Consider the following 21822-nt stretch of genomic DNA (forward strand, 5'->3'; position numbering starts at 1 on the left):
GCCCTGAGGACCACGCGCCGGCTGACCCTGGGCGCCACGACCAGCGCCGGCGCCACCCGGCGCAGCCGGGCGACCGTACGGCTGGCCCTGCGGACCGCCACCACCCTTGGCACCGCCGTAGACGCCGGCCCCGGCACCCGCGCCGGCTCCGGCAGCGGCACCGGCGGCCGCGGGCACCCCGGCCGCGGCGGCCTTCTTGTTGGCGCCGTAGACGGGACCCGAAGCCGCCCCGTTCGTCGTCGAGGGCCGTGCTCCCCCGCCGTAGACCCCGGCCCGCTGCGGCGTGCCGCCGACCCCGATCAGCTCGGTCTCGGGCTCACCGTCGAGCGGGTTCTTGAAGTCCTCGACCGGCTCGTCCGGCTCGGTGGCGACCCGCTTGCGGAAGCGCACGATGCCGAACACGCCGACGCCGACCAGGATCAGGCCGAGCACGCCGACGCCCGCCACCGCGTACGTGATGTCGCTCAGCTCGAGGTCCGCGTACCACTTCTTGTCGTCGCCCTCGGCGCCACCCGACGCCGCCTTGGCCACCGTCGTGGCCGGCGTGTAGCGCAGGATGTAGTTGGCCGCGGTGGTGTCGCCGCTCATGTCCGACGTCGTGTAGAAGTACTTGCCGTCGGGGCTGTAGGTGATCGCCTCGCCGAGCGTCTCGTTCGGCAGGCCGGTGGTGCGCGGCTTGCCCTTGAAGGCGCCGAGCACGTCGCCGTTCGTCACGTCCCACTCGACCGCGTCGGTGTAGGTGCGCAGGACGACCTTGCCGCCGCCGGGGGCGATCGCGCCGCCGTCGATGGTCTTGTTGCCGATGCGGGCGAAGGGGTTGCCGGCCGTCTGCGTGCCGGAGACCGTGATTTCCGCGACTCGCTTCATCGGCACGCCGGTCTTGCCCGTTTTGAGCGCCGCGGTGGGCTGGTAGACGCCGGCCGGCGCGCCGATCTCCTTGGTGATGATCAGCGGCGTCCCGTTGCCGTTCAGCAGCAGCGCCTCGGCGTCGTGGTAGTCGCCAGCGGGGTAGGTGAGGCGGTAGAGCACCGGCTCGGTGGCCCCGGTGACCGGCATCTTCCAGAGGCCGATCGACTCGCGGCGCTTCGCGTCGTCGTCGAACGAGTTGTCACCGATGTCGGCGATCCACAGCGTCTTTTGGTCCGCCGAGAGGATCATGTCCTCGGTGTCGTTCGGGCCCTTGCCGCTGTAGGGGACCGCCTTGGTGACCGCGCACTTCGTGTTGAGGAAGAAGATCTGCTTCTTCTCGGCGGAGTTGGCGCTGTCGTTGATGGCGATGTAGCCGGTCTTGGTGGCGACGAGCCCGGAGATCTCGTCGAGCCGCTTGTCCGCGATCTTGCACATCTTCTTGCCCGCGACCGAGGGGGCGCTGACCACAGGTGCCGGATCGTCGGCAAACGCACTGGACGGACCGACCATCACCAGCCCGGAGGCCACGATGACCGGAAAGACGAGACGCCGCATCCGATCAGTGTCGCATGCGGCGTCTCATGCCGGTGTTACGCGTGGATCACCTCATCGGTGATGCGGCACGCTCAGTTGCGGTACGACTCCAGTTCGCCAGCGAGTCGTTCGTCGACCCGAATCCGGAGCTCGGTCCCGTCGTCCAAATGGCGGGTTTGCAACACCTGACCGGATCGATGAATTCGGGCGACCAGATCGCCTCGGTCATAGGGCAGCAGAACGCGCAACTCGACCGCCGGCTTGGGCAGCCGCTCGGCGATGGCCGTGTGCAGCTCCGGGATGCCCTGGCCGGAGCGGGCCGACACGAAGACCGCGTCGGGCCACGTCCGCTTCAGCCGCAGAATCGTCTCCTCGTCCGCGGCGTCCATCTTGTTGATGACCAGAAGCTCGGGGATGGTGTCGGCGTTGACCTCGGCCAGCACCTCGCGGACCGCGCTCACCTGACCCTCGGGGTCGGGGTGCGAGCCGTCGACGACGTGCACGACCAGGTCGGAATATGACACCTCCTCGAGCGTGGAGCGGAACGCCTCCACGATCTGGTGCGGCAGGTGACGCACGAAGCCGACGGTGTCGGACAGCGTGTAGACGCGGCCGTCCTCCGCCGCCGTGCGCCGGGTGGTCGGGTCGAGCGTGGCGAACAGCGCGTTCTCGACCAGCACGCCCGCCTGGGTCAGCCGGTTGAGGATGCTGGACTTGCCCGCGTTGGTGTAGCCGGCGATCGCCACCGACGGCACCCCGCTGCTCTGGCGACGGGAGCGCTTGGTCTGACGTACCGTCCGCATGGCCTTGATCTCGCGGCGCAGCTTGGCGATGCGCTGGTTGATGCGCCTGCGGTCGGTCTCGAGCTTGGTCTCACCGGGGCCACGGGTGCCGACGCCGCCGCCGCCCGATCCGCCACCGGCGCCACCGCCCTGCCGGGACAGCGACTCACCCCAGCCGCGCAGACGCGGCAGGAAGTATTGAAGCTGGGCCAGCTCGACCTGCGCCTTACCCTCTTTGCTCTTCGCGTGCTGGGCGAAGATGTCCAGGATCAGGGCGGTACGGTCGACCACCTTGACCTTGGTCTGCTGCTCGAGGTTGCGCAGCTGGGACGGGGACAGCTCGCCGTCGCAGATGACGGTGTCGGCTCCGGTCGCCACGACCGCGTCCCGCAGCTCCTGCACCTTGCCGCGGCCGATGAAGGTGGCCGTGTCGGGGCGGGAACGCCGCTGGATCAGGCCCTCGAGGACCTGGGAGCCTGCGGTCTCGGCGAGCGCGGCCAGCTCGGTGAGCGAGTTCTCCGCGTCTTCGACGGATCCCTCGGTCCACACGCCGACCAGGACGACCCGCTCGAGCCTCAGCTGACGGTACTCGACCTCGGTGATGTCGGTGAGCTCGGTGGAAAGGCCGGCGACCCGCCGAAGCGAATGCCGCTCCTCGAGCTCGAGCTCGCCGGTCGTGGGATCCGGCTCGTCCAGTTCGAGTACGGGTGCCTGGTAAGTGTTTCGCAAAAGGTGACCTCCTCGGCCCGATCGTGGCACGTCACGGAGCCGCGCGCATCCACATAACGAGGCCGGGCGTTTTCGATGGAGTGAAGGGCATTGGCATAACGACCCGGTGGGAAGCCGATATTCCGCGGGGGCAAGATTACGGTGAAGCACCCGCCAACGTCGGAGGGAACACCGTGGTGACGACCCGCCTGCCCAGCGCAGGATTCTCGATCACGATCCGGATAGCCGTGACCGCGGACGCCTCGTCCATCGGCCGGCTCACCACCTGTGTCGGCGAGGCCGGCGCGATCGTGACCGCTCTCGACGTGGTCGATTCCGACCCCAGCCGCGTCCTGGTCGACCTCACCTGCGACACCGCCGACTCGAGCCACGCCGACCAGGTCGTCAAGACGCTCGAGGAGCAGGACGGCGTCGACGTCCGCAAGGTGTCCGACCGCACCTTCCTGTTGCACCTCGGCGGCAAGATCGAAGTCAGTTCCAAGGTCGCGCTGCGCAACCGCGACGAGCTCTCCCGGGCGTACACCCCGGGTGTGGCCAGGGTCTGCATGGCCATCGCGGAAAATCCGGCCGACGCGCGCCGGCTGACCATCAAGCGCAACACGGTCGCCGTGGTCAGCGACGGGTCGGCCGTGCTGGGCCTCGGCAACATCGGCCCCGCCGCGGCGATGCCGGTGATGGAGGGCAAGGCCGCGCTGTTCAAGCGCTTCGGCGGCGTGGACGCCTGGCCCGTGGTCCTCGACACGCAGGACACCGACGAGATCGTCCGGATCGTCAAGGCCATCGCCCCGGCCTACGGCGGCATCAACCTCGAGGACATCGCCGCGCCGCGCTGCTTCGAGATCGAGGCGCGCCTGCGCGAGCAGCTCGACATCCCGGTCTTCCACGACGACCAGCACGGCACGGCGATCTGCGTGCTGGCCGCGCTCACCAACGCGCTGCGCGTGGTCGGCAAGCGTCTCGAGGACGTCCGCGTGGTGGTCTCGGGCGCCGGCGCCGCCGGGACGGCGATCATGAAGCTGCTGCTCCGGCAGGGCGTGGGCGACATCATCGCGTACGACCGGCAGGGCGCCCTGCACCGCGGCATGCCCGACATGTCGGAGACGTGGCAGTGGCTGGCCGACCACACCAACAAGACGAATTACGAAGGTGACCTGCCCGGCGCCATCGTGGGAGCCGACGTCTTCATCGGCGTGAGCGCGCCCAACCTGCTCACCGGCGACGACATCGCCAAGATGGCCGACAAGGCGATCGTCTTCGCCCTGGCCAACCCCGACCCCGAGGTCGACCCGCGCGCGGCCCGCCGGCACGCGGCGGTGGTCGCGACCGGCCGCTCCGACCAGCCCAACCAGATCAACAACGTGCTGGCCTTCCCCGGCGTCTTCCGCGGCATGCTCGACGTGAGCGCCGAGGAGTTCACCGAGGAGATGGCGCTGGCGGCGGCCCGCGCGATCGCCGATGTCGTGGGCGAGGACAAGCTCAACCCCACGGTCATCATCCCCAGCGTCTTCGACCCGCGCGTGACCCCGGCCGTGGCCGCCGCGATCCGCGCCGCCGTCCGAGGCCCCGCCCAGCACAACGCGGCGGCGCTCCCCGAGGTCGAGCTGGAGTCGGCCCCGGAAGAGACTTTCTGAGTACGGGTTCCGGACACCACCCGCCGCAGCGCACAGCTGGGTGGGTGGTGCGGGCCGTTGCGGGCTTCCGGGCTGTCCTGCAACGAAAGCTCAGACCTCTATGGCGGTCAGCGTGAGCCCGAGCCGCCCTTGGCCCGAACGGGAACGGGCGCGGGGCTACGTCGAGGCCGTCCTCGAGCAGCGCGCCCTCGCCTCAGGAAGACCAGCCGGTCAGCTCGGCCACGTGGTCGGTGATCAGGCCGGCCGCCCCGGCGGCGAGCAGGGCCGGCCACTCGGTCCGGTCGTTCGCCGTCCAGGGCATCACGGCGACGCCGCGACCGGCCAACTCGGCGACCGTGGCGGGATCGCCGAGGACGTCGGCCGTGGACGGGTTGCAGCAGACGACGTCCAGTTCCTCGGTCAACGGGATCGTGTCGGCCTCGAAGCGGAGCCGCAGCAGGCCCCGCCGCACCGAGGGGGCGGCCTCGCGGACCAGGCGGAGCACCTCGGGGTCGAAGCTCTGCACGATCGTGCGGTCGTGCAGGCCGGCGGCGGTCACCATCTCCACGATCGTCTTGATCTCGGGGAGGGCGGACGGGGGCTTGATCTCCAGGAGGAGCTGCGGGCCGGGCGGTGCCAGCAGGGCCAGCGTCTCGGCCAAGGTCGGGATCCGCACGCCCGCGTAGGCCGGGGAGAACCACGAGCCCGCGTCGAGCATGGCGAGCGACGCCAGTGTCAGGTCCCAGACGTGGCCGGTGCCGGTCGTGGTGCGGTCCACGGTCCGGTCGTGGATGACCACCGGGACGTCGTCGGCGGTGGTGCGCACGTCGAACTCGACGAAGGTGGCGCCGCCGCGCACAGCCGCCGCGAAGGCGGGCAGCGTGTTCTCGGGCGCGACGGCCGAATAGCCGCGGTGGGCGATCCGGTGCGGGCCCGGCTCGCCGATCTTGTCGGGAGAGGGCGGGGACGAGAGCGGGGCCGCGGCGGCGCCGGGCGCCGTCATCGGGTCAGGGCGTCCAGGTCGGCCTCGCCGGTTGCCACCAGGACCGCGGGGCCGGCCAGCCACCAGCTGTCGCTCTCGTCGTGGGTGACGGTCAGGCGGCCGCCGGGCAGGTCCACCGCGACGACACCCCGGGACAGGCCCGCGTCGCGCAGGGCGACCGCGCCCACGGCCAGGGCGCCCGAGCCGCAGGCCAGGGTCTCGCCGGAGCCGCGCTCGTAGACGCGCATGTCCACGTGCAGGTCGGCGTCCTCGATCGGGGACGCCGGTGTCACGAACTCGACATTCACCCCGGCGGGGAAGAGGGCCGGGTCGAAGCCGGGCGCGGCGGACAGGTCCAGCGACGGCAGCTGGAGGCCGTCGTGCAGGGCGCAGACCAGGTGGGGGTTGCCGCAGTCGACGGCCACGCCGGGGAAGGTCAGGGGTCCCGTGGTCGCGGTGCTCGCCGCGTACACCCGGGGGGTTGCCATGCGCACCTTGATGAGGTCGCCCTCGAAGAGCGCGACCACGACGCCGGCTCGCGTGGCGATCGGAAGGCCGGCCGGGCCCGGCGTGGCGAGCCCGTGCGTCACCAGGTAGCGGGCGAAGACACGGGTGCCGTTGCCGCACATCTCGGCGATCGAGCCGTCGGCGTTGCGGTAGTCCATGAACCACTCGGCCTCGCCGGTGAAGCCCGCGCCGGCCGGGTCCTTGGCGCTGCGCACGACGCGCAGGACGCCGTCGGCGCCGATGCCGAAGCGGCGGTCGCAGAGGGCGGCGACCTGGGCGGGCGTCAGATCGAGCGCGCCGTCGGGGTCGGGGACGATGACGAAGTCGTTGCCGGCGCCGTGGCCCTTGGTGAACAACACGCCGTCCATCATCGCGTAAGCGCCAGCGCGTCCGCCACGAGCGTGTCCGACGCCCCGTCCAGCCAGTGGATCGCCGGGTCGCGGCGGAACCACGACCGCTGCCTGCGTACGAAGCGGCGCGTGCCCCGCACCGTGTCGTCCTTGGCCTCGGCGGTGGACATCGAGCCGTCGATCTCGGCGATCGCCTGCTGGTAGCCGAGCGCGCGGCTCGCCGTACGGCCGTCTCGCAAACCCAGCGGAAGCAGGCGCCGAACCTCGTCGACCAGCCCGGCCCGCCACATCAGGTCGACCCGCAGCGCGATGCGCTCGTCGAGCTCGCCGACCGCACGGTCGACGCCGATCTGCACGGACGGGTAATAAGGCACCGGGGAAGGCAGCGAGGCGGTGAACGGCTGACCGGTCAGCTCGATGACCTCCAGCGCCCGGACGATCCGCCGCCCGTTCGACGGCAGGATCGACGCGGCGGCCGCGGGGTCGAGCGACCGCAGCCGCTCGTAGAGCGGCGGGATGCCCACGACCGCGAGCTCGTCCTCGAGGCGGGCGCGCACCGCCGGGTCGGTGCCGGGGAACGAGAACTCCTCGAGCACCGCGCGCACGTAGAGCCCCGAGCCGCCCACCAGCAGCGGCACCCGGCCCCGCGCCATGATGTCGTCGATCGCCGCCCGGGCCAGCGCCTGGTACTCCGCGACGGCCGCCGGCTCGGTCACGTCCCAGATGTCCAGCAGGTGGTGCGGGACGCCCTCGCGCTCGGCCACGCTCAGTTTCGCCGTCCCGATGTCCATCCCCCGGTAGAGCTGCATCGAGTCCGCGTTGACGACCTCGCCGTCCAGTTCGTGTGCGAGGGCGATACTCAGGGCGGATTTGCCCGCCGCGGTCGGGCCGACGACGGCGACCACGCGTGCGGGGGGTGGGAACGGCACGGAGCAACGGTAGGACAAGGTTTGGCCACGGTCATCGTCGGGCGCTTCCCCGTAACCCGGTTGGACCTGTGACAATGCGCGAGAAAGAATGCCATGGAGAAGCTTGGCGTTCGACTGTGCTGTGGCGGTGGTCACCGGTTCGTCAGAGACCGGCGACGCCGGGAAGACGAGGATGGGTCATGAACGACTGGACGGCCTTCGGGCGCGTGGATGCCGACGGCACCGTGTACGTGAAGACCGCTGATGGCGACCGCGTGGTCGGCTCCTGGCAGGCGGGCACCCCGGAGGAGGGACTGGCCCATTTCGCCCGGCGCTTCGCGGACCTGGTGACCGAGGTCGACCTCGTCGAGGCGCGGCTGAAGTCCGGGGCGGCCGACGCCGCACACTCGCTGAGCAGCGTCAAGCGCCTGCGCACGGAGCTCTCCGAGGCGCACGTGGTCGGCGACATCGACGGGCTCGCCACGCGGCTCGACGGGCTCGCCACGCTCGCCGAGGAAAAGGCGGGCGAGGCCCGGGCGGCTCGCGAGGTGGCCCGCACCGAGGCGCTGGCCCGCAAGACGGCCCTCGTCGAGGAGGCCGAGAAGATCGCCGCCGAGGCCACCGGCTGGAAGAGCGCCGGCGACCGGCTCAAGGAGATCCTCGACGAGTGGAAGACGATCCGCGGCGTCGACAAGAAGACCGACGGCGAGCTGTGGAAGCGTTTCGCGACCGCGCGTGACGGCTTCACCCGCCGCCGCGGCGCACACTTCGCCACCCTCGACGGCCAGCGCAAGCAGGCGCAGGCGGCCAAGGAGGAGCTGGTCAAGGAGGCCGAGAGCCTGTCCGAGTCGACCGAGTGGTCGGCGACCGCCAACCGGCTCAAGGAGCTGATGGCGGAGTGGAAGGCGGCCCCGCGCGCGGCCAAGGAGGCCGAGCAGCGCCTCTGGGAGAGGTTCCGCGCCGCGCAGGACGCGTTCTTCACCCGCCGTTCCGAGGTGTTCTCCGCCCGCGACGCCGAATACAAGGGCAACCTCGACCGCAAGCAGGCCATCCTCGCCGAGGTCGAGGCGATCGACGTCGACGCCGACCCGCGCGGCGCGCAGAACAAGCTGCGTGACGCCCAGGCCGCGTGGCACGACGCCGGCCGGGTGCCGCGCGAGGCCGCCGCGTCGCTCGACCGCCGCTGGCGGGCCGCCGAGGAGCGCATCCGCGTCGCGATGGACTCGGCCTGGCGCAAGACCTCCCCCCAGGACAACCCGCTGCTCCAGCAGATGCGCGAGCAGGTCGCCGAGGCGGAGGAGAAGCTGGCCCGCGCCCAGGCCGCCGGCGACGCCCGCCGCATCAAGGAGGCCGAGCAGGCGCTCAACTCCAAGAAGCAGTTCCTGGCCCTCGCCGAGCAGGCCAACTAGCCGCCCGCTTCAGGCGCACCGTCGCGGGATGGCCCCGCGACGGTGCGCCTTTTGCTCGACGCATTGAGTCGCCGGGCAAGGTGCGCGATCGTTGAGCGGTGAGGATCCAGCCGCGGCAACATCTTCTGGACATCTGGAAGGCGACAGTCCGCTCCTCGTGGCGGGACGGGGCTTGGCAGTGGGGTGGCCGCGACGGGTCGAACTCCATCTCGGACGCCGAACAGCTGCTCTGCATCCTGCTGCCGGCGACCACGCTGCGCTCGTTCGCCCTCGACCGCCCCGACGCGACGGCGGACACGATGGCCAGGGCCCTGGCGCCGCTGGGCACCGAACTGACCATCCCCCGCAACCTCGCCCGGATCCTCGCGGACTACTTCGAGCGGTACACCGCCGACGGCCGGCCGGTCTTCGCGGGTGGCAGCTACGTCACGCCCGCCCAGCAGGACCGCGGCGGTCGCGGTCGTGAGCACGACCTGGTCGAGTCGTTCGCGGTCTCCGTGACGCTCTCGCTGGCCGCGATCAGCTTCGTGCGGGTCTTCCGCCATTCCGTCGCCCGCGACAGCCTGCGCCGCGAGCTGCGCTCCGTGGAGCGCAGGGCCAGCGCCCGGCTCACCGCGGCGATGGTGGGCCTCCTGCGCAGCTTCTCCACCCACGTGTTCGACGCGGACGACACGCCGGGACGCGCGCTGATCGCGGCGCTCGACCAGGACGGGCTCCCCGCCCGCCGGGTCGTGGCCCAGCTGCGCGCCGAGCTGCGCGAGACCATCGCGTCGTTCGCCGAGGTGGTGAGCGGATCGGGCCAGACAACGGAGCTCGAGGGCGACCACCGCCTCTTCGAGTGCGGCTGGTCGTGGGGCATCGTCGCCGACGCGCCGCGGGTCGAGCTGGTCAAGGCGGAGGAGGCGCGTGAACCCGAGGACGCGGCGGCCGACGTCGGCGACTTCATCGGCGAGCAGCCCGCGGGCGTCGCGGAGAACCGGCCGTCCCTCTACTTCACGGCCATCGCGCTGGACGCCATCGAGGACCTGTTCTCGGAGCGGACCCGGGTGCTCGGCCTGCTCAACGAGGAGCAGCAACGGCTCGCCCGCGCGCTGCAGCTGCGCTGGGACCTCACGGTGTCCTACTGGTCCACGGTGGCCACGTTCGGCGGCACGGCGTGGCCGCTCGAGAACGTGCCGTGGCGGACCACTGACGGTCAGGTCAGCGACCACCACACGCTGCTGGTCGCCTCGATCGTGGTCAAGGATCTGGTCCGCCGGCGCGGCTCGGACTCGAGCCTGGCCCAGGTCGGCTCGGTGTACGACAAGCTGGCCAACCGCTCCGGCGTGCTGCGCCGGTTCCAGCCGGAGGACTCGCGCGGGCTGCTGCACCCGTCCGGGCTGGTCGTGCCGCTGGTCGAGGGCGGCGAGCATGCAGCGGCGGTCCCGGCGTCCTGGGCCGTCCGCGACTTCACCACCTTCCTGCTACGGCGCAGCGTGGTGGTGGCCGGCCTGATGTACGACGTCGAGGCCCGCACGAGGCTGCTCCACCTGGTCGACCGCCTCTGGGAGCACCTGGAGAGCCGGCGGCTGGGCCCCGGCACGGTGATCGGGCCGCAGCCGTCCTGGTACCACACCGTGCGGCTGGTGCAGTGCATGGTCGTGCTGGGCGAGCTGCTGAGCCGGGAGCCGATCGTCAACGACCGGCTGGTCGAACGGGCCCGGGATCTGCTCACCGAGGCCGAGCAGCTGTACGACCGGGAGCTCATGGTCGGCACCGCCGAGACCAGCGGCGCGGTGCACGACCTGCTGACCGGGATCCGGCTGCGGCTGGAGAGGGCCCGCTCGATGCTCCCGAGCCGGCCCGGCACCGCGGTGTCCCTGGTCGCCTCGGTCCTGCACGAGCTGGACAGCCTGGACGCGGTGCGCGGCGACGACGGCGCCCCGGCCTCGTGATCGTCTTCACGGCGTCCGCCCGGGACGGCGTCGGCCGGTCGGTGACCTGCGCCAATCTGCTCTACCGCAGTGCCCTGCAGGGCAACGACGTCTGCCACGCCGACTTCGACCTCGGCGGACGGGCCATCGGGGCGCTCTACGGGCTGGAGGATGCCGAGAACGGCACGATGTCCGGCCGCGGCCTCCACCGGTATCTGCGGCACGAGGCGGCGGCGCCGGAACGCGTCGACGTCTGGGAGCGGACCTCGCAGAGCGCGCTCCGGCGCCGGCCGGCCGACGCGGGCCGGCTGGTGCTGGTGCCGGGGGACGAGGGCGGCGCCGCCTTCACGCCGGAAAGCCCGCCGGATCCGCGCCGATGCGCTGACCTCTTCCGCGCCCTCGATGCCGAGTTCGGCCTCTGCCTCGTCGGCCTCGGTTCCGGCCGCGGCCCGGCCGTGGAAAGCATTCTGCGTGCCACCGCCGGCCCGGAGATGGCCGATGTGCCGGCCCGGTGGCTGGTGTTCCACCGGTGGACCCCACAGCAGGTCATCGCCGCGAGCGCGCTCGTGTACGGCGCCGACGGCCTGCTCGCGTCGGCCCGGCGCCACGGTCACGACGAGGAGGAGTTCGCGCGGCGGCTGGGCTTCGTCCGGACCGCCGTGATGGATCCCGCCGCACCGGCGCAGAGCGGGCTTCAGGTGAAACAGAGCGTGTGGCTGAGTCACCTGGACAGCCGCCTGCGCACGCTGGCCGCCGCCCGCGGGATCCGGCGCGACCGGGTGCTCGGCAGCGTGCCGCTGGAGCCGGCGCTGCACTGGCAGGAGCGGATCCTCACCGACGACGACGTGGCCCAGGGCATCGCCGGCCGCGAGACCCGGGACGCCTTCGACGCGCTGGCGAAGTCCGTCGGCGACGAGGCGTCCTGGGAGATGCTCTGAGCCCCGTCACCGGGAAGGGGCGCAGCCTCCGGTCGAGGCGGGCAGCGGGGCCGGGACGCCGATCGTGGGCAGGCCGAGCGACACGCCCGCGAGCTTGGGGGTGCGGCCGGCCTCGAAGGCGTCGCCGGCGCGGGTGCGGCGGTGGGACAGGGGGGCGCCGTCCGCGTTCAGGTGATGCGGGGCCGCGTACGTGACGACGGTCTCGACGACGTCGCCGGGGCGGGGCGCGAGGTCGCCGGTGGCGAAGTGGACCAGGCGGCCGTCGCGGGCACGGCCGCTCAGGCGGCCGGTGCGCTCGTCCTTGCGGCCCTCGCCGACGGCGACCAGGACCTCGACCTTTTCGCCGACGAGCTTCTTGTTCTCGGCCCAGGTGATCTCTTCGAGCAAGGCGACCAGGCGCTCGTAACGCTCCTGCACCACGGCCTTGGGGAGCTGCTCGTCCATCACGGCGGCGGGGGTGCCGGGGCGCTTGGAGTACTGGAACGTGAACGCGCTGGAGAAGCGCGCCTCGCGCACGACCTGGAGGGTCTGCTCGAAGTCCTCCTCGGTCTCGCCGGGGAAGCCCACGATGATGTCGGTGGTGATCGCGGCATCGGGCATCGCGGCGCGGACCTTGTCGATGATGCCCAGGTATTTCTCCTGGCGGTAGCTGCGGCGCATGGCCTTGAGCACCCGGTCGGAGCCCGACTGGAGCGGCATGTGCAGCGAGTGGCAGACGTTCGGCGTCTCGGCCATCGCGGCGATCACGTCGTCGGTGAAGTCCTTGGGGTGCGGGCTGGTGAAGCGGACCCGCTCCAGGCCCTCGATGCCGCCGGTGGCGCGCAGCAGCTTGCCGAAGGCGAGCCGGTCGCCGAACTCGACGCCGTAGGAGTTCACATTTTGCCCCAGCAGGGTGACCTCGAGGACACCCTCGGCGACCAGCGCCTCGACCTCGGCGAGGATCTCGCCCGGACGGCGGTCCTTCTCCTTGCCGCGCAGCGACGGCACGATGCAGAAGGTGCACGTGTTGTTGCAGCCCACCGAGATCGAGACCCATCCCGCGTACGTGGACTCGCGCTTGGTGGGCAGCGTCGACGGGAACACCTCGAGCGCCTCGAGGATCTCGACCTCGGCCTCCTGGTTGTGCCGGGCGCGCTCGAGCAGCGCGGGCAGGGAGCCGATGTTGTGGGTGCCGAAGACCACATCGACCCAGGGGGCCTTCTTGACGATGTCGCCGCGGTCCTTCTGCGCCAGGCAGCCGCCGACCGCGATCTGCATGTCGGGCTTCTTGAGCTTGGTGGGGCGCAGGTGGCCGAGGTTGCCGTAGAGGCGGTTGTCGGCGTTTTCCCGCACCGCGCACGTGTTGAAGACCACCACGTCCGCCGACTCGGGGTCGGAGGCGCGCACATAGCCCGCGTCCTCCATCAGACCGGAGATGCGCTCGCTGTCGTGCACGTTCATCTGGCAGCCGTAGGTGCGCACGTCGTACGTGCGGGGGGCGCCTTCGAGTTCGGTAGTCATGGCAATTGACCAGGGTACTGCTTACGGCGAGGGCATGGCTCGCGGGCGCACGTTGCGCCGCTCCGGGCCGTCGTCGGTCTCGATCTCGTCGACGCAGACCGGGGTGAGGCTGCCGTCCGGCGTCGCCAGCACGTACCGCGAAGGGTCGAGGGAGTCGTCCGGGAGCAGGACCGCGGCACCGAGCCGGACCGAGACGGCGCTCGCGGCCGTCGCCTCGTCGACGCGCGACGGCGCCAGGTAGACGTCGACGAGCGTCGGGAAATCGCCACCCACTTCGTAGACGTCGCAAAGAACGTCCCCGGCGATCCCCAAAGGGACGACCGACCGCTCCAGCGCGCCGGCCAGGGCGCCGCGAACACGATCCGGGTCGACGGGGCGCGCGACCGCCCAGTTCCAGAGGCCACCTGTCGGATCGGTGCCAGCCATACCGAACATGGTGGACAATGATGGCCTATTGCACGGGCTGAGTTACCAGTCCGTGACCATTCTCGGCGTGAACCGATACAAGCACCCACATAGAGTGTGCCCATCCGGGTGAACCCCAATGACGGGACGGTGGTCCAGCAGTGTCCGACGAGGCTCTCATCGTCCTCGACAAGGTGAACAAGTACTTCGGCCCGCTCCACGTGCTCCAGGACGTGGATCTCTCGGTTACGCGGGGTGAGGTCGTCGTCGTGATCGGACCGTCGGGATCCGGCAAGTCCACGCTCTGTCGCGCCATCAACCGGCTGGAGCCGATCAACTCGGGGACCATCACCTTCGACGGCAGGCCGCTGCCGGCCGAGGGCCGCTCGCTGGCCAGGCTGCGCAGCGAAGTGGGGATGGTCTTCCAGTCCTTCAACCTCTTCGCCCACAAGACGATCCTGCAGAACGTGATGCTGGGGCCGGTCAAGGTGCGCAAGGAGAAGCCGGCCGTGGTCCGCGAGCGGGCGATGTCGCTGCTCGAGCGGGTCGGCATCGCCAACCAGGCCGAGAAATATCCGGCGCAGCTCTCCGGCGGCCAGCAGCAGCGCGTGGCGATCGCCCGCGCCCTCGCCATGCAGCCCAAGGCCATGCTCTTCGACGAGCCGACCAGCGCCCTCGACCCCGAAATGGTGGGCGAGGTGCTCGACGTGATGACGTCGCTGGCCCGCGAGGGAATGACGATGGTGGTCGTCACCCACGAGATGGGATTCGCGCGGCACGCCGCCAATCGGGTCGTATTCATGGCCGACGGCCAACTGGTCGAATCGGCGCCGCCCGCGGAGTTCTTCGCCAATCCGAAGAGCGATCGCGCCAAGGACTTCCTTTCCAAAATCCTCACGCACTGATCCGTTGTCCATCTAGGAATATTCGAGGAGCCCAATCATGCGCATCACCCGTTTGGTAGCCGCGGTCGGCGCGGTTGCGATGGCGCTGACCGTGGCCGCGTGCGGCGGGGACGACGACGCGGGCGGCAGCGGCAGCGGCGCCACCGGCATCGTCGGCAAGGCGGAGAGCGGCAAGCTGGTCATCGGCGTCAAGGCCGACCAGCCCGGCCTCGGCCTCCAGACCGGCGGCACCTACGCCGGCTTCGACGTCGAGATCGGCAAGATCATCGCCAAGGGCCTGGGCGTTGCCGACAGCGGCATCGAGTGGAAGACCACGGTCTCCGCCAACCGCGAGCCGTACATCCAGCAGGGCCAGGTCGACCTCGTCGTCGCCACCTACACGATCAACGACGAGCGCAAGAAGGTCGTCAACTTCGGCGGCCCCTACTACGTCGCCGGTCAGGACCTGCTGGTGCCGACCAACTCGACGATCACCGGGCCGGAGTCGCTGGCCGGCAAGAAGGTCTGCTCGGTGAGCGGCTCGACCCCGGCCAAGCGGATCCAGACCGACTACAAGGACGCCAAGCTCCAGCAGTTCGACTCGTACTCCAAGTGCGTGACGGCGCTCGCCGGCGGCCAGGTCGACGCGGTCACCACCGACGACATCATCCTCGCCGGCTACGCCGCTCAGGAGCAGTACGCGGGCAAGTTCAAGGTGGTCGGCAAGCCGTTCAGCGAGGAGCCGTACGGCATCGGCCTCAAGAAGGACGACACCGCCGGCTGCAACAAGATCAACGACATCCTGAAGGCGGCCGCCGCCGACGGGTCGTACAAGAAGGCCTGGGACGACACCCTCGGCAAGAGCGGCAAGCCCGCTCCCGAGCTCGACGCCGCCAAGCTGACCAACTGCTCCTGATCTCTACAAGGACGGCGGGGCCGGGTGACCGGCCCCGCTTTTCAGCGCGAAGGTGCCGATGGACGTCTTCTCCGATCCCCTCAACCGCGAGGTGTACCTCACCGGGTTCCTCTGGATCCTGAAGCTCACCCTCGCCGGCGGCGTGGGCGCGCTCGTGCTCGGCGTTCTGCTCGCCGCCATGCGGGTCTCGCCCGTCCCGGTGCTGCGCGCCTTCGGCACGGCCTGGGTGAACATTTTCCGCAACACCCCGCTCACCCTGATCATCTTCTTCTGCTATTTCGGCCTGTTCTCGACGCTCGGGGTCTCGTTCTCCGACGACATCGACCTGAACAACTTCTGGCTCGGTGTGACGGGTCTGTCGGTCTACACGGCGGCCTTCGTCTGCGAGGCGATCCGCTCCGGCATCAACACGGTGCCGGCCGGTCAGGCCGAGGCGGCCCGCGCGATCGGCATGACGTTCCGCCAGACCCTGACGATGATCATCCTGCCGCAGGCCGGCCGCGCCGTGATCGCGCCGCTGGGCAGCATCATCATCGCGCTTTGCAAGAACGCCACGATCGTCGGCACGATCGGCCTCATGGAGTCGTCGAACGCGATGAAGGAGCTGATCAACGCGAACGGCGACGCCGTCGTCCCGATCTTCCTGGTCTTCGCCGGAACGTTCGCGATCGTCCTGATCCCCACCGGCTACGCCTTCGGCTGGCTGGCCAACCGCCTGGCGGTGAAGCGGTGACCACAGACGCTGTGCTCTACGACCACCCGGGTCCCCGCGCCAAGGCGCGCAACCGGATCCTCACGGTCGCCTTCGGCGTCCTCCTGCTGGCGCTGCTCTACTGGATCTACCGCAAGTTCGACGAGAAGGGCCAGTGGGCGGGCGCCCTCTGGGAGCCCTTCACCGAGTCGAGCACGTGGACCGACTACATCCTGCCCGGCCTGTGGCACACCCTTGAGGCGGCCGCCGTCGGTGCGGTCCTGTCGCTGGTGTTCGGCGTGATCTTCGCGGTCGGGCGGCTCTCCGACCACTGGTGGATCCGGTGGCCCGCCGGTGCGGTCGTCGAGTTCTTCCGCGCCGTACCGCTGCTGCTGATGATGTTCTTCATCTTCTTCGGCGTGCCCTACCTGACCGAAGAGCCCATGTCGATCTTCTGGGCGGTGGTCATCGGCCTGACCCTCTACAACGGGTCGGTGCTGGCCGAGGCGTTCCGGGCCGGCGTGCGGGCGGTGCCGGCGGGGCAGAGCGAGGCGGCGTACGCGATCGGCATGCGCAAGGGCCAGGTGATGGGGCACATCCTCATCCCGCAGGCGGCCCGCGCGATGCTTCCCGTGATCGTCAGCCAGCTCGTCGTGCTGGTCAAGGACACCGCGCTCGGCTACATCATCTCGTACAACGAGCTGCTCCAGCTCGGCGTCAACAACGTCGCGGCGAACTTCGGCAACGTGGTCCAGGCCGCGATCGTGGCCGCCGTGATCTACATCATCGTCAACTCGATCCTCACCGCGTTCGCGGGATGGCTCAGCCGTCGCACCCGGCGCAGCGGCAAGGCGCCGCGGGCGACCGGCAGGGGTGTCGTGATGGGCGCCACCGACCCGGGCATGGGCGGTGGGGGCGGAGCCACCACGACCCTCTGAGATGCTGACCGCATGATTTCCGCCGACGAAGCCATCGACCAGCCCGAGAAGATCCAGTTCGAGGCGTTCCTCGACGAGCACCGCAAGGCGCTCCACGATTGCCTCGACGGCCTCACCGAAGAACAGGTGCGGCGCTCGCTGGTGCCGTCGCGCACCACGCTTCTCGGGCTGGTCAAGCACGCGACAGTGGTGGAGAAGGTCTGGTTCGACGAGGCGGTCACCGGCCGTTCCCGCACGGAGATCGGCATCCCGGACACCCCGGACGAGTCGTTCATCCTGGACGACGACGACACCATCGCCTCGATCCGCGCCGCCCACGTGGCGGCCTGCGAGGCGTCCCGGCGGGCCGTCGCCGGCCTGAGCCTCGACGACAAGCTGCCGGGCAACCGGCGCGGGCCGCTCCCGCTGCGCTGGGTCTACCTGCACATGCTGCGCGAGCTGGCCCAGCACTGCGGTCACGCGGACATCCTCCGCGAGCAGCTCGGCCTAACGAGCGAGCTCGGTGACGCGTGACTCGCGCACCACGGTGACCCGGATCTGACCCGGATAGGTCAGCTCCTCCTCGATCTGCTTGGCAACATCCCTGGCCAGGACGGCGGCGCCGATGTCGTCGACGTCGTCCGGCCGCACCATGACGCGGATCTCGCGGCCGGCCTGCATGGCGAAGACCTTCTCCACGCCACCCTTGCCCGCGGCGATCTCCTCGATCCGCTCGAGACGCTTGACGTACGCCTCCAGGCTCTCCCGCCGAGCGCCGGGCCGCCCGCCGGAGCACGCGTCCGCCGCCTGCGTCAGCACGGCCTCGATCGTCTGCGGCGGCACCTCGTTGTGGTGCGCCTCGATCGCGTGCACGACATCTTCCGACTCGCCGTACTTGCGGGCCAGGTCGGCGCCGATCAGCGCGTGGCTGCCCTCGACCTCGTGGGTGAGCGCCTTGCCGATGTCGTGCAGGAACGCGGCCCGCTTCATCGACGGCACGTCCAGGCCCAGCTCGGCGGCCATGATGCCGGCGATGTGCGCGGTCTCCACCAGGTGCTTGAGCACGTTCTGGCCGTAGCTGGTGCGGTAGCGCAGCCGGCCCAGCAGCTTCTTGAGCTCGGGGTGCAGGTCGGTGATGCCGACGTCGACCAGCGCGTCCTCGGCCGCCCGGTCGCAGAGGACCTCGACCTCATTCTTGGCGCTGTCGTAGACCTCCTCGATGCGGTGCGGGTGGATGCGGCCGTCCAGCACCAGCTTCTCGAGGGTCAGGCGGCCGACCTCACGGCGTACCGGGTCGAAGCAGGAGAGCAGCACCGCCTCGGGCGTGTCATCGATGATCAGGTTGACGCCGGTGACCGACTCGAACGCCCGGATGTTGCGGCCCTCGCGGCCGATGATCCGGCCCTTCATCTCGTCGCTCGGCAGGTGCAGGACGCTGACCACGCTTTCCGCGGTCTGCTCGCTGGCGATCCGCTGGATGGCGTCGACCACGATGTGCCGGGCGCGGGTGTCGGCGGTGCTCTTCGCCTCGGCCTCGACGTCCCGCACGATGATCGCGGCCTCGCGCTTCGCCTGCGCCTCAATGCTCTCGACCAGCTCGGCGCGGGCGGCCTCGGCGGTCAGGCCGGCGACGCGCTCCAGCTCGCGCCGGCGCTCCTCCTCGGCGCCGGCCAGCTCGGCCTCCTTGACCGAGAGGGCGGCCTCGCGGGCGGAAAGGTCGGCGTCCATGCCAGCGAGGCGGCGCTCCCGCTCGACGAGGCGCTCGACCTCCTCGGCGTGCAGCCGTTCCCGCTCGTCGATGCGGGCGGCGCGGCGCTCGACCTCGGCGGCCTGCTCCTTGGCGGTGGCGTTGAGCAGGGCGACCTCACGCTCGCCGGAGCGACGGGCGGCGGAGCGGACCTGCTCGGCGTCGGCCTCGGCCTGGCGGTGGGCGCGCTCCAGGATCGTGTCGGCCTCGCTGTGCGCGTCCTCGAGGACCCGGCGGGCCTCGGCGCGGGCGGCGTTGGCCTCGGCCTTGGCGGCGGCGGCCTCGGCTCGTACGGAAGCGGCTTTGGCATTGGCGTCGTCGACCTTGGCGAGCGCGTCGTCGACCGCCTGGCCCTGGCCCCTCGCCTCGACACGGGTGTCGCGGATCTGGCGCAGCGCCCGGGCGCCGAGCACCATGCCGCCCACCACCACGGCGGCGAGGACGACGATCGCCACCACCAGCACCCAGTCCAGGGCGGTCGTCATCTCGCCGCGTCTCCCTTCGCCGCCCGGCGCGACTTACGCGCGCGGGCTGTCTGCGGGATGCCCGACCATGGCCGCACGACCGCAGGGGAGATCAGGCCCCTTGTCTGGCGTGGGTACGCCGGGGCCGACCGCCTTATGTCAGGCCCTCAGCGCCACGTGTGCCGCGGTCTGGCGCTGCGGGCGGCATCCCCTCGCTTCCGCCGCGGCGCCCCTTCGGCTCGGGACCTGCCGGCCCCGCGCCCTCGGCTTCGCCGCTCGCGTCGGAAGTGATGCCGTAATGTAATGCGATCTATGTTGTGCGTGTTGCATGCGATGGTCGAACAAACCTTGTGTAACGCGAGGCTAGGTCGCAAGTGCCACTTCGGTCAAGGATCCATGATTCAGCCCTGCTTACCCCCAGGTCACCGCAATTCAGGCGTACCTGGACCAGAGATCGCGCATCGGCTCCCACTTCTCACCGAGCCCCTCCTTCCAGTAGGCGAGCAGGAAGCCCGCCACGGGCGTCTGAGCGTCGTCCCACCAGATGCCGTTGACGGTACGGGTGGTTCCGCCCTCGGTGAGACGGTACGCGTATTCCACGTAGTTTCCGGTGGTACGACCCGAAGGGGTGGGGCCTTCGGTCGGCTGACCCACCCCAGGAGTGAGCGTGCGGGCGTCGACCGCCTGGCCGAGAGCCTTGACGCGTGCCTTGTCCCGCTCGGCGACCGAGTTGTACTCGACGAAGATGGCGCTCATCCCGTCGAGGGTGCAGCGGACCCGGGCCTTCTCGCCGGGGCTCAGCCTGGGCCCGGCCGGGGTGCCGCTGCGGGCGCAGGTGGACAGGTAGGGAAGCCAGCCCTGGGAGAGCGTGACGAGGCCGGTGCCGGCGAAGTCAGGAGTGTTGACGGCGACCTGGCTCTGCTCGAAGGCACCCTGCTGCGCCGGGGTCGTGGCGGGGGCGGCCGTCTGCGGGGCTGCCTCGCCGGGGGCGGTGGCGCGGCCGGCGAAGAAACCGCCGGCGCCGAAGACCAGAAGGCCGGCGACGAGGCCGCCGAGAAGCCCGATGACGAAGCGGCCGCGGTCCGGCGGCGGGGTGGGCTCGATGCGCCGGCCGGCGGGTGAGGAGAAGCCGTACGGGGTGGTGTCCACCGCGGGCTGCTGGTATGGGTCGCCGTGGAACGGGCCGTACGAGGCGCCGCCGCTCGTCGGGTAGGGCGGGGCCGACGGGGTGCCGGGGTAGGGGGTGCCGCTCGTGGGATCGGGCGCACCACTGCTCGGGGCCGGGTGGCCGCTGACGGGCGCCGTCGGCTCGGCGCCGTCCTGGAAGGGACCGTAGCCCGGCATACGGCTCTGATCGGTCACAACGTCGCAGATTACCAGGCAGCGGCCACTGCCGATGTCCCACCAAGATCATGGAACCGGCCGCGGCCCTCGTGAGGGACCGCGGCCGGAGGACGCTCGTCGATCAGGCCCGCGACTCGGCCTTGCGCCGGCGGGTCATCACCATGAGGACCATGCCGCCGACCGCGATCGCCACGCCGGCGCCGGCCATGCCGGCCGTGTTGGCGCCGGTCAGCGCGAGGACCGGGCTGGTGTTGTCGTCGTTGTCGTCGTTGGTGAAGCCACCGGTGCCGCCCGTGGCGTCGTTCTGACCATTGGTGGCGCCGTTCTGGTCGCCGTCGTCCTGGCCGCCGCCGCCCGTGTTGGGCTGCTCGGTGGGGTCGTCGGTGGGCTCCTCGGTCGGCGGGGTGTCGCCGCCGCCATCGCCGGGCGGGGTGTCGCCGCCACCGTCGCCGCCATTGCCGCCGCCATTGCCGCCGCCGCCGTTGCCTCCGCCGTTGCCGGGCGGGGTGGTGCCGCCGTCGCCGCCGCCGTTGCCGGGCGGGGTGCTGCCGCCGTCGCCGCCGTTGCCGGGCGGGGTGCTGCCGCCGTCGCCGCCGCCGTTGCCCGGCGGGGTGCTGCCGCCGTCGCCGCCGTTGCCGGGCGGGGTGCTGCCGCCGTTGCCGGGCGGGGTCGTGCCGCCGTCACCGCCACCGTTGCCGGGCGGGGTACTGCCGCCACCGTCGCCGTCACCGGGCGGGGTGTCACCGCCACCGTCGCCGTCACCGGGCGGGGTGTCGCCACCGCCGTCGCCGGGCGGGGTGTCGCCGCCACCGTCGCCGTCACCGGGCGGGGTGTCGCCACCGCCGTCACCGGGTGGCGGGGTGTCGCCCGGGTCGTCGTCGCCGGCCGCCTCCTCGCCCGCGGTGGCGGTGGGGCCGGCCTCGTCGGCGGTGGTCGCCGCGCCGGTCTCGGTGGTCGTGGTGGTCGCGGCCTCGGCCGGATCCTCGGTGACGATCACGACGCCGCGGGTGGCGGCGTTCGTGGTGGCACCGGCCGCGTGAGCTCCCGTGAGCGCGGCGACGCCGACCGCCCCGACGAGCACGCCGAGCCGCGCGACCGCGCGCACTCCGCGGTGCCGGGCAAGCTGATTGATCCGCATGTCCCTCCCCGTTGTCGCATGCGGGCGACCACCCATTACAGAGATCCCCCGCGATCCGCCGAGCAACCTAACCGAGCCCGCCCCACCCGCGCCATCCACGCACGACAATATGGAGGTTTCTGAATACGGATTGTTACCTATCCCACAACTTTCCGCCGCTCCGCCGAACAATCCAAAGTCGACGACGCAATTCGCCCGATGCCGTGAGCTGCTCGCCCGCGGGCCGAATCGCATCCGTGCCGCGC

19 protein-coding genes are annotated in these 21822 nt (G+C 71.1%); 9 read left to right on the forward strand and 10 right to left on the reverse strand.

Features of this window, described 5'->3' with window-relative positions:
* Both Ade02nite_RS02980 and hflX read right to left on the reverse strand, forming a co-directional pair.
* Positions 1–1464: hypothetical protein (locus Ade02nite_RS02980; protein ID WP_203759929.1), on the reverse strand; the 1464-nt coding region annotated here is incomplete at its 3' end.
* Positions 1465–1535: 71 nt separating this feature from the next.
* The gene (hflX, locus tag Ade02nite_RS02985; protein ID WP_203759930.1) at positions 1536–2954 is read right to left on the reverse strand and encodes a GTPase HflX; all 1419 of its coding nucleotides are present in this window, start codon (positions 2952–2954) and stop codon (positions 1536–1538) included.
* A gap of 173 nt (positions 2955–3127) precedes the next feature.
* Here hflX and Ade02nite_RS02990 point away from each other — a divergent pair, with 173 nt between their 5' ends.
* A complete protein-coding gene (locus tag Ade02nite_RS02990) occupies positions 3128–4585 on the forward strand; it encodes an NAD-dependent malic enzyme (RefSeq protein WP_203759931.1) in 1458 nt (485 codons plus the stop codon).
* 193 nt (positions 4586–4778) lie between these two features.
* Here Ade02nite_RS02990 and Ade02nite_RS02995 read toward each other — a convergent pair whose 3' ends face one another.
* Genes Ade02nite_RS02995 through miaA form a run of 3 tightly spaced genes read right to left on the reverse strand, consistent with a single transcriptional unit; the run spans position 4779 to position 7332 of the window.
* The gene (locus tag Ade02nite_RS02995) at positions 4779–5567 is read right to left on the reverse strand and encodes a glycerophosphodiester phosphodiesterase (protein ID WP_203759932.1); all 789 of its coding nucleotides are present in this window, start codon (positions 5565–5567) and stop codon (positions 4779–4781) included.
* Positions 5564–6412: a diaminopimelate epimerase gene (gene dapF, locus Ade02nite_RS03000; protein WP_203759933.1), complete on the reverse strand. Its 849-nt coding sequence runs from the start codon at positions 6410–6412 to the stop codon at positions 5564–5566. Before dapF ends, Ade02nite_RS02995 begins: the two co-directional genes overlap by 4 nt.
* Positions 6413–6420: 8 nt before the next feature.
* A complete protein-coding gene (gene miaA, locus Ade02nite_RS03005; RefSeq protein WP_239168481.1) occupies positions 6421–7332 on the reverse strand; it encodes a tRNA (adenosine(37)-N6)-dimethylallyltransferase MiaA in 912 nt (303 codons plus the stop codon).
* 179 nt (positions 7333–7511) lie between these two features.
* On the opposite strand from miaA, the gene Ade02nite_RS03010 reads away from it, so the two are divergent.
* The 3 genes from Ade02nite_RS03010 to Ade02nite_RS03020 all read left to right on the forward strand — a co-directional run bounded on the left by Ade02nite_RS03010 (position 7512) and on the right by Ade02nite_RS03020 (position 11571).
* On the forward strand, positions 7512–8720 hold the full coding sequence (locus Ade02nite_RS03010) for a DUF349 domain-containing protein (RefSeq protein ID WP_203759934.1): 1209 nt from the start codon (positions 7512–7514) through the stop codon (positions 8718–8720).
* 98 nt (positions 8721–8818) lie between these two features.
* The gene (locus Ade02nite_RS03015; protein WP_203759935.1) at positions 8819–10654 is read left to right on the forward strand and encodes an SCO2524 family protein; all 1836 of its coding nucleotides are present in this window, start codon (positions 8819–8821) and stop codon (positions 10652–10654) included.
* Positions 10651–11571 carry an SCO2523 family variant P-loop protein gene (locus tag Ade02nite_RS03020; protein ID WP_203759936.1) on the forward strand — a complete coding sequence of 307 codons (921 nt, stop codon included), beginning with the start codon at positions 10651–10653 and terminating at the stop codon, positions 11569–11571. Before Ade02nite_RS03015 ends, Ade02nite_RS03020 begins: the two co-directional genes overlap by 4 nt.
* Before the next feature lie 6 nt (positions 11572–11577).
* On the opposite strand, the gene miaB is transcribed toward Ade02nite_RS03020, so the two are convergent.
* Entirely contained in the window at positions 11578–13071 is a 1494-nt protein-coding gene (gene miaB, locus Ade02nite_RS03025) for a tRNA (N6-isopentenyl adenosine(37)-C2)-methylthiotransferase MiaB (protein WP_203759937.1), read from the reverse strand.
* 21 nt (positions 13072–13092) lie between these two features.
* Entirely contained in the window at positions 13093–13497 is a 405-nt protein-coding gene (locus tag Ade02nite_RS03030; protein ID WP_239168482.1) for a hypothetical protein, read from the reverse strand.
* 140 nt (positions 13498–13637) lie between these two features.
* Between Ade02nite_RS03030 and Ade02nite_RS03035 the strand changes: the two genes are divergently transcribed.
* From Ade02nite_RS03035 to Ade02nite_RS03055, 5 genes are read left to right on the forward strand one after another with little or no spacing between them, the layout of a single operon-like run.
* On the forward strand, positions 13638–14381 hold the full coding sequence (locus Ade02nite_RS03035; RefSeq protein WP_203759938.1) for an amino acid ABC transporter ATP-binding protein: 744 nt from the start codon (positions 13638–13640) through the stop codon (positions 14379–14381).
* A 37-nt stretch (positions 14382–14418) separates the two neighbouring features.
* Positions 14419–15276, forward strand: a complete 858-nt coding sequence (locus Ade02nite_RS03040) for a glutamate ABC transporter substrate-binding protein (RefSeq protein ID WP_203759939.1) — start codon at positions 14419–14421, stop codon at positions 15274–15276.
* Between the two features lie 58 nt (positions 15277–15334).
* A complete protein-coding gene (locus Ade02nite_RS03045) occupies positions 15335–16009 on the forward strand; it encodes an amino acid ABC transporter permease (protein ID WP_203759940.1) in 675 nt (224 codons plus the stop codon).
* A complete protein-coding gene (locus Ade02nite_RS03050) occupies positions 16006–16905 on the forward strand; it encodes an amino acid ABC transporter permease (protein WP_203759941.1) in 900 nt (299 codons plus the stop codon). The genes Ade02nite_RS03045 and Ade02nite_RS03050 overlap by 4 nt, the downstream gene beginning before the upstream one ends.
* Before the next feature lie 12 nt (positions 16906–16917).
* On the forward strand, positions 16918–17418 hold the full coding sequence (locus tag Ade02nite_RS03055; RefSeq protein WP_203759942.1) for a DinB family protein: 501 nt from the start codon (positions 16918–16920) through the stop codon (positions 17416–17418).
* On the opposite strand, the gene rny is transcribed toward Ade02nite_RS03055, so the two are convergent.
* The 3 genes from rny to Ade02nite_RS03070 all read right to left on the reverse strand — a co-directional run bounded on the left by rny (position 17392) and on the right by Ade02nite_RS03070 (position 21577).
* Positions 17392–19116: a ribonuclease Y gene (rny, locus tag Ade02nite_RS03060; protein WP_203759943.1), complete on the reverse strand. Its 1725-nt coding sequence runs from the start codon at positions 19114–19116 to the stop codon at positions 17392–17394. The two genes, Ade02nite_RS03055 and rny, sit on opposite strands and share 27 nt — an antisense overlap.
* Positions 19117–19527: 411 nt before the next feature.
* On the reverse strand, positions 19528–20457 hold the full coding sequence (locus tag Ade02nite_RS03065) for a hypothetical protein (RefSeq protein WP_203759944.1): 930 nt from the start codon (positions 20455–20457) through the stop codon (positions 19528–19530).
* A 103-nt stretch (positions 20458–20560) separates the two neighbouring features.
* Complete coding sequence (locus tag Ade02nite_RS03070) at positions 20561–21577, reverse strand: hypothetical protein (RefSeq protein ID WP_203759945.1); 1017 nt, start codon at positions 21575–21577, stop codon at positions 20561–20563.
* Between the last annotated feature and the right edge of the window lie 245 nt (positions 21578–21822).

Source organism: Paractinoplanes deccanensis (assembly GCF_016862115.1).
GTDB classification, from domain to species: Bacteria; Actinomycetota; Actinomycetes; order Mycobacteriales; family Micromonosporaceae; genus Actinoplanes; species Actinoplanes deccanensis.